General features: G+C 58.0%; 12 protein-coding genes and 4 pseudogenes. 10 read left to right on the forward strand and 6 right to left on the reverse strand.

What is annotated here, in order from left to right; genetic code table 11:
• The first annotated feature begins 355 nt into the window (after positions 1–355).
• Entirely contained in the window at positions 356–1,954 is a 1,599-nt protein-coding gene (locus RBRH_RS14345) for a hypothetical protein (RefSeq protein WP_013428830.1), read from the forward strand.
• Positions 1,955–2,049: 95 nt separating this feature from the next.
• Here RBRH_RS14345 and RBRH_RS18070 read toward each other — a convergent pair whose 3' ends face one another.
• Both RBRH_RS18070 and RBRH_RS18075 read right to left on the reverse strand, forming a co-directional pair.
• Entirely contained in the window at positions 2,050–2,823 is a 774-nt protein-coding gene (locus RBRH_RS18070; RefSeq protein ID WP_157864563.1) for a hypothetical protein, read from the reverse strand.
• Between the two features lie 269 nt (positions 2,824–3,092).
• Positions 3,093–4,380 (reverse strand): annotated as a pseudogene (locus tag RBRH_RS18075) (helix-hairpin-helix domain-containing protein); the annotation flags it as partial.
• Between the two features lie 1,027 nt (positions 4,381–5,407).
• Here RBRH_RS18075 and RBRH_RS14355 point away from each other — a divergent pair.
• The 8 genes and pseudogenes from RBRH_RS14355 to RBRH_RS20680 form a co-directional block, all read left to right on the forward strand.
• Complete coding sequence (locus tag RBRH_RS14355; RefSeq protein ID WP_041754867.1) at positions 5,408–5,992, forward strand: hypothetical protein; 585 nt, start codon at positions 5,408–5,410, stop codon at positions 5,990–5,992.
• A gap of 165 nt (positions 5,993–6,157) precedes the next feature.
• Entirely contained in the window at positions 6,158–7,657 is a 1,500-nt protein-coding gene (locus RBRH_RS14360) for an NfeD family protein (RefSeq protein WP_157864564.1), read from the forward strand.
• The gene (locus RBRH_RS14365; protein WP_013428839.1) at positions 7,657–8,421 is read left to right on the forward strand and encodes a slipin family protein; all 765 of its coding nucleotides are present in this window, start codon (positions 7,657–7,659) and stop codon (positions 8,419–8,421) included. The genes RBRH_RS14360 and RBRH_RS14365 overlap by 1 nt, the downstream gene beginning before the upstream one ends.
• A gap of 205 nt (positions 8,422–8,626) precedes the next feature.
• A complete protein-coding gene (locus tag RBRH_RS14370) occupies positions 8,627–9,688 on the forward strand; it encodes an NAD(P)/FAD-dependent oxidoreductase (RefSeq protein WP_041754868.1) in 1,062 nt (353 codons plus the stop codon).
• Positions 9,689–10,063: 375 nt separating this feature from the next.
• Positions 10,064–10,297 (forward strand): annotated as a pseudogene (locus RBRH_RS19415) (Tn3 family transposase); the annotation flags it as partial.
• Positions 10,298–10,556: 259 nt separating this feature from the next.
• On the forward strand, positions 10,557–10,811 hold the full coding sequence (locus RBRH_RS14380; protein ID WP_013428844.1) for a type II toxin-antitoxin system prevent-host-death family antitoxin: 255 nt from the start codon (positions 10,557–10,559) through the stop codon (positions 10,809–10,811).
• On the forward strand, positions 10,808–11,233 hold the full coding sequence (locus tag RBRH_RS14385; RefSeq protein ID WP_013428845.1) for a type II toxin-antitoxin system VapC family toxin: 426 nt from the start codon (positions 10,808–10,810) through the stop codon (positions 11,231–11,233). The genes RBRH_RS14380 and RBRH_RS14385 overlap by 4 nt, the downstream gene beginning before the upstream one ends.
• 154 nt (positions 11,234–11,387) lie before the next feature.
• Positions 11,388–11,500 (forward strand): annotated as a pseudogene (locus tag RBRH_RS20680) (integrase core domain-containing protein); the annotation flags it as partial.
• 145 nt (positions 11,501–11,645) lie between these two features.
• On the opposite strand, the gene RBRH_RS20685 reads toward RBRH_RS20680, so the two are convergent.
• Both RBRH_RS20685 and RBRH_RS20690 read right to left on the reverse strand, forming a co-directional pair.
• Positions 11,646–12,515, reverse strand: coding sequence for a hypothetical protein (locus tag RBRH_RS20685; protein ID WP_232509386.1), 870 nt, complete (start codon positions 12,513–12,515; stop codon positions 11,646–11,648).
• Positions 12,451–13,002 (reverse strand): hypothetical protein, encoded by a 552-nt coding sequence (locus RBRH_RS20690; RefSeq protein ID WP_041754871.1) that lies wholly within the window; start codon positions 13,000–13,002, stop codon positions 12,451–12,453. Before RBRH_RS20690 ends, RBRH_RS20685 begins: the two co-directional genes overlap by 65 nt.
• A 178-nt stretch (positions 13,003–13,180) precedes the next feature.
• Here RBRH_RS20690 and RBRH_RS19420 point away from each other — a divergent pair.
• A pseudogene (locus RBRH_RS19420) lies at positions 13,181–13,587 on the forward strand (hypothetical protein); the annotation flags it as partial.
• 116 nt (positions 13,588–13,703) lie between these two features.
• Here RBRH_RS19420 and RBRH_RS14405 read toward each other — a convergent pair.
• Together RBRH_RS14405 and RBRH_RS14410 are read right to left on the reverse strand one after the other, a co-directional pair.
• A complete protein-coding gene (locus RBRH_RS14405; protein ID WP_049786552.1) occupies positions 13,704–14,015 on the reverse strand; it encodes a hypothetical protein in 312 nt (103 codons plus the stop codon).
• A 673-nt stretch (positions 14,016–14,688) separates the two neighbouring features.
• Entirely contained in the window at positions 14,689–15,021 is a 333-nt protein-coding gene (locus RBRH_RS14410) for a DMT family transporter (RefSeq protein WP_013428850.1), read from the reverse strand.
• Positions 15,022–15,116 lie beyond the last annotated feature (95 nt).

Below are 15,116 nucleotides of genomic sequence, written 5' to 3' on the forward strand. Positions count from 1 at the left end.
TTCGCGCGGACCGCTTAGCGTTTAGCGCTTGCAGCACGGCCAGATTAGCGCCGTCCTTTCCAGATAACAAAATTACGTCTAGCGAGTAGCACAAGGCTTCGATGCCGTGGCAATAGCCAGCGGGCAAGGCGTTTTTGGCCCCAACACAGTCGCGCCTACCGGATCTTGGCGGCCCGTGATTCTATCCTATTGTGTTGATGCAACAAAACCATTGAAAACGACTTTATGCATGCCGGATCAGCAATGATTCGGAAAACCGTTCACCCATGCGTTATATAGTCGGCGCACTCCTATTCGCCTCTGCCCGGGCGGCATTGCGACCTTAGGCTTTTCTTTTATTCTCGATACGTCTAGCATGGATTTCAATACCACACCACCACCGAACGCTCACAATGCCGCCATCTATGCGTCCATCGACTCGCACAGTCCTGGCAACTCGCCCCCAAGCGGTTTCCTCAGCGTTGGGGACCCTAATATGGCTCAGCGGCAGGCGCCAGCCAGTTATGCTGGTATCGCGCCTATGGAGCGCGTTCATGCGTTTTTAAAGACGCTGCGTAAGAAGGACATCGAAAGGGAGGTCTGCATAGAAGCATTGCGTGACCTTTTGGACGGGTTGCGCAGGGACGTTGCGGACCCGTACGCGTTATCCCAAGCCCTAGACAAGCTGGCCATGTCCGGAATCAATCGATTTCCTCGCCTTGGTCAGACAGAAGCATTTGCTCACATCTTTGCTGAGGTGCTAAAAATCCCAAACAGTAAGGCGCTACAGGACAAGATGATTGATCATTTTAGCTCTGACTATTATGTATTGAGCCACGATGGGCTAGGCTCCTATCATGTTGTGCCGGCCGAGTCGATGATCGCGGTGTTCGATGAAATTTTCAACCGCACGATTGAGAGTCCTTTAATTAAGCGGCGAGAGATACTGCCATTCCTGGCGTTGCAACTGGACTCCTCTCATTGGATTGGTGATCAGACTTGGGGCGCCCTGCATGGCAGGCCCTATAATCCAAGGCCCGAGTTGGCGACGCGATTTGATTGGCTCCTGAACGAAATGGCGCGGCTGGATGACATCGGCCGGGCAGCATTAAGCACACGACTTGCCGACCAGTTATTTATGCTTCATTGCCTGGATCGAAACTTGGTACTGGAGCGGCATCAACGCTTGCTTGATTATGTCGAAGCGCTTCCGGTGGGCCTACAATCTAGCCCCCGAAAGACACTAGCTACGGCGATCCGATGGCTGCCTGAACACACACGCCGCGCGACCTACGACTCCATGCTGGATGCGGCCACTCGATTGACGGTCGGCAAAGGCGAAGCTTTATCAGGATTGCCTGAAGCGATGATCGGCTTGAGCGCCGGTGAACAGAACCGCAGGTTACAACAATGGAAGTACGAAATCCTACCCACGTTGGATCTCTCAGACCAGGAGCCGATCGTTGCAGGATTAATTGATGCGTTTAGCAAACTGGCCGAGGGTAACAATCCCGAGTTTGCACTGACACTGGCGCTCGATACCTTAAACAAGACATCCGGTGGCAAGGGCTTAAATAAACGCCAGTTCGATTATATCATTCGAGGTATTACAGATAAGGACAATTTAGCGCATACTTATTCTCCCGAGATACTGGAGCGTGTTCTTGATTTGGGTCGCGATATTCCGCTGGAGACACGAGAAAGGCTTCTCTTAGACCTTGAGCGGTGGCTAGAGCTAAGGTTTGTTAATAAGATGTTGGGCAAGCGAGAACAGCTGTTTTTACCCATACAGGCTCGCATCCGCGAGGAGCGGGCCGAATTAATTTCTTTTCCGCTGCTTAACCTCGACCCTGACCCGTCACCACTAACATGGTGGGACGATCCGAGTCAACGGAAAGCACCTGACCACACCAATAGTGAGCGTCGTCGCCGGCCCATTGTCGATTGGGTCAAGGCACGGCTGCGCCGACAATGAGATAACTTCAATCTTGGTGAGGCGAACGGATAAGGTTGATGCAGCCTTACCCATTCACCTCACCTATTAAATATCCACAGCATTGCGCAAGCGTATTATAATTTATACAAATCATCGAATATATTTTTGGTAATTCTCAGCCTAGACTGAATACCCAGTTCGATATTATCAAGTTTTTTCATTAAATCATCGTATTGTTTTTTAGATAGCCCCGCCTTAGGCAGAGAGCCACTTCTTTGGTAAGAATTAATTTGCGTAATTTTATGAATTCTTCTTCTTGATAAATCAATTTCCGAGGTAGCTTCACCAAAGATACCTCTTAATCTAGAATCTAGCACCTCCCTATTTTCTTTATTATTTCTATTTCTATTTATAAATACATTGCGCCGCGATCTATTAATGGCCTCCTCAGCATTATCGAGCCGTTTAAGCAAATTGTTTGCTCTTTCTTGCAAAACGTCACGATCTTTATCTGATACAGTGCTGGTTTTTTGAAAAAAACCATTGGCTATTTTTGCTCCACTCAATGAGCTTTTTAGTTTAACGTTGATGCCCTTCGGGGGCATCGAGCCACTAGTTTTATGTAGCCAAACATTATTTACTACTTTAGCAAAATCAACATTGATTTTTCTTGGCAAAGCAGGCCGATTCACTGGCTTCTGACTGGCAGAAATGCTCCAACGCGCCTTGACATCCTTATTGACACCCAAAGGTCGTATATTGTCAAGAATAAAGTTCTGCCCCTTTTTGGCTGCAACACTACTGTTTTTTTGGAGTTCCTTCCAGCCATCTTTTGTTTTATTTGAAATAATGGTACGAATGTTACCGATGCCGGGTAGTTTCACGATCGCTCCAAGTTTATTTTCCATTCCATGTTTGGATTCGGGGCGCCATAGACAATTTTTCACCAGCTCAAATCCGCACTCGATACACATGAACCGCCTTCGAGTTTTGCAATTGCTCATCGACACGTGACTACAACCCAATATAAGATTGGTTTTGCGCTCTGACACGTTCATAGGCGAAGCCATACACAACGATGCGCAGTTTGCTGCGCTGCGTAGGCGTACACGCCCGCGAGTAACGCTGCGCGTCTTTTCCTTCAGTGGGCCGATGTCTAGCGCTCATGTGTGCTGTATCAACAAAAATTGCGACTCGTTGTCACCAGTGAACCCAGTAAATGCGACAGATCCACCAGGCGCTGGGCGACTAAATGGGTCACCTCGCCTTGCCGTTGCCAGACGCCATAGACGGCAAGCAGCGACGCACCCAGCGCTTCCTTGCGCTGGCGCTCCAGCAAAGACGGCCAAATAATCACGTTCGTGTGGCCGCTCTCAACTTCGAGCGTCACAAACAGCACGCCTTTTGCCGTGCCGGGGCGCTGGCGCACCGTCACCAGGCCGCACGCGCGTGCCAGTTGCCCGTCGCGATAGCGTTGTAAGGCCGCCGCCGGCAGCAAGCGACGCTGAAGTAATTGTGCGCGCAGCAGCGCCCGAGCGTCAGGCCCAGCGCGCGATAGTCATGCGCAATAGCTTGCCCCTGCGTGAGCGGCGCAAACGCCGGTGTCGCGTCGTCAGCGCCAGCCGCACGAAGCGGATCCCTGTCAGGCACCGCGGCGAGCACGTGCCACAGCGCCGCGCGGCGATTGCCCGCGAGACTCGCCAGTGCATTGGCGCTGGCTAACGCCTGCAGATCGCGCCGCGTGAGCTACGCGCGCCGCGCCAAATCCGCGATGTACGCAAAGGGCTACACCGCACGGGCCAATTCGATGCGCGCGGCCGCGTCCTCTGCCAAGCCGCGAATCAGCGACAGGCCCAGCCGCATCGGCACCTCCAGGCTGTGTCTTTGTAGCGTGCTGTCCCAGTCGCTCACGGTCACATCCACTGGCAGCACCTTAACGCCATGCCGGCGCGCATCCTGCACCAGTTGTGACGGCGTATAAAAGCCCATCGGTTGGCTGTTCAATCTGCGCGAAGATCGATTCAGCGAACGCACGATCGCCACTTCGATGACCAAGTCGTAAAAGCAGCGCGGGCGCAGACGGGGCAACATGCTCATCTGCGCGCGCGATTCGATTTGGAACACGCCGACGGTGTCGGCACGGCTGATCATCTCGTAGGTAGCCGCATCCTCGGCGGGGATATCGTGCAGCTCGAACGGCTCGCCGCGCTGGGAGCAACGAGCGCCAATGCACGCCGGATCACCGGCAGCATGCCCAGCGCCAGAATGTCGATCTTCAGCAGCTCCAGCGCGTCAATGTCGTTCTTATCCCATTGAATCACCGAGCGATCGGGCATCGCCGCGGACTCAATCGGCACGAGCCGGCTGGGTTTGCCTCGGCTGATCACAAAGCCACCGCTGTGCTGCGACAAGTGCCGGGGAAACCCGAGCAACGTGGCCGCAAGCGTCGCCCATTGCTCAATGATCAATGCGCGTTCGAAGATTCGGCGGCAGGTGTGCATTCCGCGAGTTCGTTCGGCATCTTTACGCTCGGAATGTGGAACACATTGACCGAAGACAGGCTTCGGGAAGCCGGAGCATAAGATGCGATTCGAGATTTCGAAGACCAACGCCTTTGGGATCGGTTAACACGTCAGTTCAACGCACAGCACAACATTGCCAGCCGGTAAATTGCGATCGGCACGACCAACTCGTTCACCGCTCCCGCAGAGCACCTGGAAACGAGCGCAACCTGACACTGACCGAGTCATACCGAGTTCGATTTTGCCAGTCCATGCAATGGCTCCAGCAGGAGGCAACTCACAACGGAATTGGAATTACCAGTTGCCGTTTTTTAATGAACTGCCTATACTGGAAATGCCGCTGAAAACAGCAGCGGCCGGGTGTGACAATCCGATGATACAGGCGCACAGAAGCCGCGCCATCTTACGATTCGCGGCTTTTTTGTGCGTAACGTCTGGTCTCGTCTATGGCGGGCCGGGCGGGGCCAGCTTCGGCTGGGCCGGTTCCTGTATCCCGGTTTGTCACCCTCGTTCGGTCCGCCACCCTCCGTGACAAGAGGGCGCGGGTAAAAACCGTGATACAGGAGCCAGGCATGGATATTCCAACTCTTGGCGTTTGTCCGTCCGAATATCGCTGTCTGCATGTTCGTCGAACGCTGCTGCTTCCTTTCCCCCGTCTTTGCGCGTTTTGTGCGTCACTTGTTGCCTTTAAACGGGTGTCGAGCTATTTGGCCATAGCGCACCGAGCCGCGCAGCCACCGTAAAAGAGTGAAATCCTCCACCACTGCGACAAACTCAGCGGACGCGCTGCGCAACCGCTAGAACTATCAATCTAACAGCGTAAACGCCTTTTCTGCTTCTGCTCACATCGTGCCTATTGGCGCGAGGGGATGTGTTTTGCCCAAAGCAAGGAGAAGGTGCATGGCCCGCGTCGCTCCAGCGACGCAGGCCAACAGATACCGTGGTGGATCAAGGATTTTACGTCATTGCCATGGATCCGGCGCACGTGCGCTTCGTGGTGCCGCCGGTCGTACTTTCTAAACGAGAAGGCATAGGACTATGGCTGGCCGTCACGAGTCTGACCGTCACCGCGTTTCTCATGCGCCTTGACTTCGGCATCGTGGTCTTACTGAGCGAGGCGTGGACTGCCTGGCGGTGGCTGCGTCGGTTTGAGCCGGCCATGACCGAAAGCCAATTCAGCATCAGTGCCGCGGGGATCGTGTGGTTCGGCTCGAAATCGGGGCCCGCCCTTATTGCAATGCACCAGATAAGTCGCATTTGCCTGGTTGCGCCGCACAGGCGCCGCGTTGTCCTGCTGTCGCTACGCGCCACCTCCAGTGAGCCGCAGGCCTTGCCATGGCGGCGTCCCAATCGCAGGCATCTGGCCAAATGGGGCATCGTGGTCGAGGCCGATGGGCTCGATTATGCTATCGCACAGGGTCTATCGCGCCATACCGCCGTTCGTCTGGCGCGGGCAGTACGACGGGCACTGCATGCCGCGCTACGAGATGGGCATTGGGTTTGCCGCTCTTCTCATGCCGATATGTCGCGTATTGAGCACTGCTCAAAATATTAGCACGCCAGCTCAACGAGCAGCGCGACGTTGCCAGCTGGCGGCCAGCCGCCGATACGGCGCCCTGGCTTTGCCCAACCGCCAAGATTGACGCAATCGGTCATCGTGGCGCTGAAAAATAGTGCAAACCGACCTACGTTTGATAAAAGGGGTTTTCGGAATTCCGTCATGCTGCTGCGCGCACTCCGCAAGTTGTGTTTCGGGTGGATTCTCGCCACACTGGCTGCCGGTGCCGTGCCAGCGCCCGCGCCAGTCGTGCTGATCCCCGTCAGCGGTGCGATCGGTCCCGCGAGCGCCGATTTTATCGAGCGCGGGCTGGCTCGAGCGGCCAGCCTGCACGCGCAGTTGGCCGTAATCGAGTTGGATACGCCCGGCGGATTAGATCCGTCGATGCGCCAAATCATCAAGGCAATGCTCGCCTCGCCGGTCCCGGTGGTGACATTCGTCGCCCCGGCTGGCGCACGGGCCGCTAGCGCGGGAACCTATATCCTATACGCCAGCCACATCGCCGCGATGGCGCCCGGCACCAACCTCGGTGCCGCCACACCAATCCAACTCGGCATTGGCGGCGAGCCATCGCCACCGGGACCGGATAGCGACACCGCAACGGATACGCCCGGGAGCCGGTCCGCCGAGGCGGCCAGCGGCGCCGCGACAGCCGCGGCCGAGCCGACATCGTCGCCTACGCGATCCATCGGCGTGCCGGACGACCCGCGCCGCACCGGGGCACACAAGCAGATGCAGGACGCGGCCGCCTACATTCGCAGTCTGGCCCAGTTGCATGGCCGAAACGGCGAGTGGGCCGAGCGCGCGGTACGCGATGCGGTCAGCCTGCCGGCGAGCGAGGCGCTATCGCGCCACGTGATTGACGTGGTGGCCGGCGACCTGGATGCGTTGCTCGCGCAACTCGACGGCAGATGGGTCAGTACCGCGCACGGGGTGCGTACGCTGCAGACCGCCCATGCTCCTGTCGTGCGAATCGCCCCCGACTGGCGCACCCGTCTACTCGCCGTGATCACCAACCCGAATGTCGCGCTGATCCTGATGGCGATCGGCATGTACGGGTTGTTCTTTGAGTTCGCCAATCCGGGTTTCGTGCTACCCGGGGTGGCGGGCGCAATCAGCTTGCTGGTGGGGTTGTTCGCGCTGCACATGCTGCCGGTCAACTATGTCGGATTGATCCTGATACTGCTGGGCGTTGCCTTCTTGATCGCCGAAGCGTTTCTGCCGGCATTCGGCTCGCTCGGCTTTGGCGGAATCATCGCGTTCGGCATCGGCGCATTGATGCTGATCGACACCGAGGTCCCCGGCTTCGGCATCCCACTGCCGTTGATCATTGCACTCGCGTTGCTCAGCGCAACATGCTTCATCGCGATTTCCAGCATTGCACTGCGCGCACGCCGGCGTCCGGTCGTCGCGGGCGCCGAGACGTTGGTCGGCAGCACCGGCGTCATGCTTGGTGAGTTGGCGCCGTCCCACGCCGGCGACGGCGCCTCGGACACGGGCGAGGCGTCGAACGGCTGGGCTCGAATCCAAGGCGAGCAATGGCGCGTGCGCAGCGATCATGCACTGCCCGGCGGCGCGCCCGTACGTGTGACGGGGCGGCATGGCCTGACACTGAGCGTCGTACCGGCGGCAGCGCCGCCCAAACCAGGAGAACATTCGTAATGGATTTGACCTTCGGCTTCGCCGGCTTCGTTGTGCTGCTCGTGGCGATCCTTGTCGCAGCGATCCGAGTATTCCGCGAATATGAACGCGGCGTGGTCTTCATGCTGGGCCGCTTCTGGCAAGTCAAGGGGCCGGGCCTCGTGTTGATCATTCCCGGCGTTCAGCAGCTTGTCAGGATCGATCTGCGCACCGTTGTGCTGGACGTTCCGTCGCAAGACCTGATTACGCACGATAACGTATCGGTCAAGGTCAACGCGGTCGTGTACTTCCGCGTCGTCGATCCGGAAAAAGCGGTAATCCAGGTCGCACGCTACCTGGAGGCCACTAGCCAGTTGGCACAGACTACGCTGCGCTCGGTGCTCGGCAAGCACGAACTCGACGAGTTGCTGGCCGAGCGCGAGAAGCTCAACGATGATATCCAGAAGGTGCTCGATGCGCAGACGGACGCATGGGGCATCAAGGTCTCCAACGTCGAGATCAAGCACGTTGACCTGAACGAGTCGATGGTGCGCGCCATCGCGCGGCAAGCCGAGGCCGAGCGCGAACGCCGCGCTAAGGTCATTCACGCGGAAGGCGAGTTGCAAGCATCGGAAAAGCTACTGCAAGCGGCACAGATGCTCGCCCGGCAGCCGCAGGCGATGCAATTGCGCTACCTGCAGACGCTAACCAGCATCGCCGGTGACAAAACCTCGACGATTGTGTTTCCCGTCCCGATAGACTTGGTCGACGCATTGGCCGCCACCGCGCGCAAGTCCGGCAGCTAGCCGGCAAGACGCGGACCAGGAAAATCCAGCGCCGATCTTCAAAAGGACCGGCTGGTGGCACGGCATAGATAGCGGCCGTGCCAGCCTGCGCGTGTCATCCCCTCGCGGTGTGGTGTTATCGTTGCCGCCCGCGCTGCGCTCCGGTATGGTGTCCCCATGCTCACTGCACTGATGAACGTTGCGCGTGCCCGCAGCGTACCGTGAAATGCCTGATACCACTGAATCCGTCCATGAGCCGATCCGCACCGACGTACTGATCATTGGTGCCGGGCCGGTCGGGTTGTTCGCCGCCTTCGAGGCCGGCGTGATTGGACTAACGTGTGAGGTCGTCGACACGCTTGCGCAGATCGGCGGCCAATGCACCGAGCTGTATCCGGACAAGCCCATTTTCGATATTCCGGCGATTCCAGTCTGCACCGCGCGCGAACTGGTCGAGCGGCTCGCCGAGCAATGTCGCCCGTTCAACGTGCCGATCCGTCTGGGTCAGCGCGTGGTCCATGTCGAGCAACGCGAAGACGGCCGCTGGCGCGCTCGCACGGAGCAGCAACTGGAGTTCGATGCCGCGGCGATCTTGATCAGCGCAGGCAATGGCGCGTTCGTGCCGCAACGACTGGCGTTGCCCGACGCGGCCTCGCTGGAGGGCCGCCATCTGCACTACGCGGTGCGCAACCTCGATGACTTTGCGGGTCGGCGCGTAGTCGTGGCGGGCGGCGGAGACTCAGCGCTCGATTGGGCGCTCGCGCTGCGCCACATCGCCCAGCATGTGACGCTGGTACACCGGCGCAACGCATTCCGTGCAGCGGACTCGACCGTCGAACAGTTGCGCCGCGCCGCTGACGCCGGCGAGCTCGATATCGTAACGGGCACGATCACGGCATTGCGCACCGAGCACGGCGTGTTGCAGGCGGTGGATATCACACAGATCGGCGCGCAAACAAGCGTGCCGGCGGAACATGTCATCGCGCTATATGGACTAGTCGCCGATTTAGGACCCATCGCGCAGTGGGGCATGGAGATTCGCGCGGGACGCATCGCGGTGGACACGTCCAACTACGAAAGCTCGCGCCCGGGCCTGTTCGCGGTCGGTGACATCGCGATCTACCCGAACAAACAGAAGCTGATCCTGTCTGGCTTCCACGAGGCCGCGCTGGCGCTGCGCAAGATATACGGCTACGCGCATCCTGAACGCAAGCGCGTGCACGTCCACTCCAGCTACGATCCCACGTTGTCGGAGAAGATCCTCGGCACGCCGGCCGCGTCGGCGTAAGCCCCCCGCTGCACACCGACGCCCGCGCGCGCCGTCACCGCGCCGGGCGTGGGCCTTGCCGTCTTAGAAGTAATGTGTTGCTTGTGAGCCTGTCGAGATTCAGTTCCAGTGGCGCCCGCAGCTTCGCGACGCAAACGATGAAGTAGTCTTGGAAACCGCGATCAGTAATCGAGCCCATAGGTAATTCCTCCGTTTTTAACGGAGTCGGAAAATAGAAGCTATGCGGCCATGGCCGGCTGCTGTTTTAGCGTCAATCCGCCCAGAGCCATGTTTGGGCGGATCTGGCTGTCCGTGAATCTCGACTTTTTCATTTTGTAGACCCCTCAACGATAAAATTCTACTTCTGTTCCCGCTGGATTCTCGGGAGAATTACCAAATGGTCTCTCGCGCGCTCTGCGCAAACTCGGCCGCATCGAACGCACGCTTTTGCTGATTGACTGGCTGCTCGATCCAGCCTTGCGGCAACGCGTCGCCGCCGCACTCAGCAAGGGCGAGGCTCGCAATACGTTGGCCCGCGCCGTGTGCTTCAACCGACTCGACAAGCTACATGATCCCCCGTACGAACTGCAGTGCCATCGCGCCAGTGGCTTGAACCTTGCCGTCGCGGCGAGAGCCAATGGGGAATTGGCGTTCCCACATCCGCCCCCCAAATGCGATGCTCTCCGTGAAGTTCCGCAGCCACTGGCGACTGAACTGCTGCCGCTAGCAGAAATTAAGCTGAACTGTGACGAAAACACGACCTATTCGATCGTCTGCCGTGCCTCGCCCGGTCGGGGACGCATTCGCGATCGCGCGCCGGAACAAGCTTGCATGCCCATTCCATAAGTAGTAACATACCTACATTAAACGAGCGGCTTGGAGACATGCCATGACGATCACCACGCTATCGAGCCGGGAACTGAATCACGACGTGACCCGGGCCAAGAAGGCAGCCAACAACGGGCCGGTGTTCATTACCGATCGCGGCAAGCCTGCCCACGTACTCTTAAGCTTTGAGGCCTATCAAAAACTCACGCAACAGCGCCGCAATATTGCGGACACGCTTGCCATGCCCGGCGTGGAAGACATCGAGTTCAATCCGCCACGTGCTAATGTTCAAACGCGGCCGGCTGATCTGACTTGATGTACGTACTCGATACCAATGTTGTGTCCGAGTTACGCAAGGTTCGGGCGGGCAAGGCTGATGCCAATGTCACGGCATGGACTACCAGCGTGGATGCAGGTTGGCTTTTTGTGTCCGCTATTACCATCATGGAATTGGAAACGGGTGTCTTGCAAATCGAGCGGCGCGATGCCGATCAGGGCAGGATACTACGAGCCTGGATAGAGCATCACGTCCTGCCCGAGTTTGCAGACCGCGTTTTACCGATTGATATTCGTGTGGCGCAGCGCTGCGCCCGATTGCATGTACCCAACCGGCAATCAGAGCGAGACGCATTGATTGCTGCCACAGCGCTGGTACACGGGATGACGGTGGTCACCCGTAACGTGGCGGATTTTGCCGCGACCGGCGTCAATCTTCTGAATCCTTGGATGGACACGTAGCCTGAGGTGCTTGTACCTTTTACCCAAACGCTGAGAAACCGTGCCGATAGCCGCTACAGTGCCGCAGACGCCCCAGACCCAATGGCCACGATGAAAACGCCTCGGATTGCCCCGCGACGGCTTGACGCCTTTGCCCACCACGCTCGACGAGGTGCTCGACAAGTGGGCGTATGAAAGGGGTGTCAAGAATCGACTTCTCTCGTCCTGGCGCCCACCGATAACGCGAAGAAGGAGTCGTTCAACGGGCGCTTGCGTGAGGAATGCCTGGTCTGGCTAGCGCTGCGCAACGTCGTTGCCAAATGAATTCCGGATACGTTCTTCACCACTTGAATGTAGACGGTGGACTGGCATCATCCTGTCCGACTCGCGAAAGATCCCCCGGATAAACGAAGCATGCGGGTTCAGCTGCTGGTTAATGTGCCCGACTTCTGAGCCAAGGCACACTGTCCTGAATTCGCGCCCGGGCCGGTTCAGAGAACTGGTTGGCTTCCATAAAGCGGGTGATTTCACCCTTCGCTATATTCCATTGATGATCGTTTAAATTATTTAGCCAACCCGCGCCCCGAAGTCTGCTAAGCACATTGCATAAGGCAGCTTCACCCGCGCCATTCAATAGACTCAAGCCCTGCTGCCAGACCCACTTTACCAGTGCATCGTCTAAACTGTAGGCATACATTAGTAGGCCGAGTGCGACCTGCGCGCGCTGCGCTGGCAGTACGCGCAGCAATGCCGGCTCTAGTAACTGGAGTTCGTGTGCGTGATGCTCGCTCGGTAACCTCGTCAACCCCTCTGGAAGACCGCGTAGCGCAACGCCCAACTGCTCGTCAGGCAGTGACAGCGCCACATCACGCAGCTGCGTGTACGGTGCGAGCCGCTCCGCTTGCGGCAAAACCCATATGAAACTTGCTAACATGCCAACCGATGCGCCTTGCACAGAAGGCGGTAACTGCAGCGCTTGTCCGAATAACACCGCATACAGTTCAGGGCGGGGGTCGTCGCTTCCCCCAAAGTGAATCATTCGCAGACACAATACTGGGATCAGCTCCGCTTGCTCGGACACCCTCAAGGATGCAAGCCGAGCCACGAGCGCCTGATAACGCTCGACAAACTCAGGTGAGCCAAACAATAAGGATCCCAAACTCTCAGCTAGCTCCGTCCAGACATTCTCCTCCTCGGGCGCACGCCGCTGCGCCCTCGCATAAGCGAAGTCGAATAATTCATCGCGATGGCTCCAATGAAAATCGCGCAATGAGTGCAACAACAGCGCTTTTTGTATCTGCACGCCATCCTTCGGAATGCGCTGCGCCGCCGCGTATATGCGCTTGAAGGCTTCGGCCTTGCTCGCGATACGGCAACGCTTCCAAATGTTGGCGCAACGCCTCAAGCGGCTCGACATGCTGCGCCGGATCGGCGAGCGTGCCATCCATCTCATTGAGCAGTTGGTTGACCGACGCAAGACTGGCGACTTGGTTGGCTCGTTGCCAGTAGCGGTAGACTACGCGCCGACTGTGCATCGCATGATACGTACGACGATCGACTGCTGAAAAATTTCCCACGTCTTGAACGGGCACGTAGTCACCGATCTGCTGAATCAGTTCAAGCGGCAGGCCATGATATGTCGTGGGCCGGCTAGCCAACGGGTTCGCCAGCCCACCGCTTGCTGGTTTCAATGTCGGCGGGGGGGCCGACGCAGCAGTTTGTGGGTACAACTCCAACGCACATATGTAGGCTTGGTAGTCGTTCAAAGCGGCATTCAGATCAAAGTCCATCGGTAAGCTCGGCAGTTTATAAGAAAACGGCGCAATACGAAGCGAAGCCGCACAGTAGGTTAGCTAAAAGCGGGAAGCTGAGTACAGCGATGAACTGTGACCGCCATGTTCTTGGCGGATAGTGCAATGCCAATATGCGGAAGTTGTTACGTCGTCTGTTGGCAACGCACACTTTTAAAGAAAAATGGAGGCCCCGACGGACCGGCGCGAAGCGCTGGAAGTGCTGCCTCGGCGGGGGCTATCGCAACGCAAGGCATGTTGCTATCTGGGGCTGGGTCGTCGGGTGGCAACCTATACGCTTAAGCAACCACAGAAGAATCGGAGCGTGAGCGAGCGACTGATTGCGGCCGCTCAGGAAGTGCCGCGTTTGGGCTACCGGCGGATGTCGGTCTGGCTGGCGCTGGGCGAATCACACGTGCGGCGAATGTGGCGAGCGTTGCAGCTCAACAGCGACTGATGCGGCTGTACGGCAAGCCAGCGTTCATTCGGTCTGACAATGGCGCCGAATTTACCGCTGCAAGGTCATGCAGCTGGCTGCAAGATGCAGCAATCGGCCCGGCCTCCATCGCGCCCGGCAGTGCGTGGTAAAACGGGTTTGTCGAAAGCGGCTCTGCCTCCCGGAGACAGCACGGTGAATTCACCGTGCCTTTACCATGCCGTGACACTGTGACCGTGCTAGGCGGAACGACATGCACGGCAGGCTACGTCAGGCAGCGGGCCACGTGGAAACGCATTGTGGACTCCTCCGGCTCCGCGCCTCTGGCCGGTTGCGCAACGCTGACAATCGTGCCGCCCGTCGCCGACGGCGTCAGCAGGATTACCCAGCTACCCCGCCCGATGTCCAACTCCGTCGTCTCGCCACTGCGTGACGCGCGCACGTTCGGCAGGCGTTCGCGCAAGCAGGCGCTCACATCGCGCATAGAGCGCAGCGAAGACACATAGATCAGCGGCTTGTCCTGCGCGAGCGGCGACGCGTCATGTCCGCCGTTTGTCGCACTCGAGCATCCGGCCATGCTGAGCACTGTCGCAAATGTGAAACAACACCGGCGGATAAATGCGGAGTGGGAGGGTTTTCGCATAAGGCTGTTCCGAAAACTTTCTTTTTACGGCATAATCCGAGTCGTCGAAAGCCTGAACTTCTTTAAAAAGGAAACTTCTTCGCAATCGACACTGCGGTTCCGAGACGTTATAGGCGATTTGAGCAAACCAAAAGCGTCGAACCGAAAAAAAAGCCGGCACGAAGCCGGCTGAAGGGCTCTGGTCTTATTCCGAGGGCTTAACCAGAACCTGAGACTAATGCGAGGCGTGCCTCGCACAGGGCCGCAATTATCGCATATAAGCACTGGCACGTGACAAATTCCGCCCGCCAGTGCTTATTTTTTCGCAAAATCGTTGACTGCATCGGCTTTTAGCTCGCGCTGAGCAATTCAACTCCCATACCGAATTCCGAATTGGATTCGTTATCGGTGGCGTTGCGCGTGCGTGAGTTGACGCAGCGCCACGGGACCGACGAATCAATCCGAACTCAGCCGCGCAATGGTGCACTTCAGCCTGCTGTGGCACGAGAAACCGGCAACACAAGCAATCATGGCCGCCGAGTTGACCAAGGCGCTCGCCTAGCACAACGCGTCGATCGTGCTCCGGTAGCCAGGGACCATCGCGAACGCGAACGACAGATCAGCATTCCTAGTGAGCAGCGGTCTTCGAAAAGCCGTTCATCAACACGACGCCGGCGACGATGAACCCCATGCCGGTCACCGCCGGCCAATCGAGCCGCTGATCGTAGACGAAGAACGCAACCAGCGAAATCAATACAATGCCGACTCCCGACCAGATCGCATAGGCAATGCCGACCGACACCGAACGCAACGTCAGGGACAGGCAGTAGAACGCGACCGCGTAGCCGAGCGCAGTGATCACCGACGGCAGCAGCCGCGTAAAACCATCGGACGCCTTGAGCGCCGACGTGCCGATCACTTCGGCGACGATTGCAATCGCGAGATACAAGTAGGCAAGCATAGGTGGACATCGCTACGGCAACGACCACGATTATACGCATGCGCGCGATGCGCGAATGAATGTTGCGCGACCTCAGCACGCCGGTGAAACTGGGC

The organism is Mycetohabitans rhizoxinica HKI 454, from assembly GCF_000198775.1.
GTDB classification, from domain to species: Bacteria; Pseudomonadota; Gammaproteobacteria; order Burkholderiales; family Burkholderiaceae; genus Mycetohabitans; species Mycetohabitans rhizoxinica.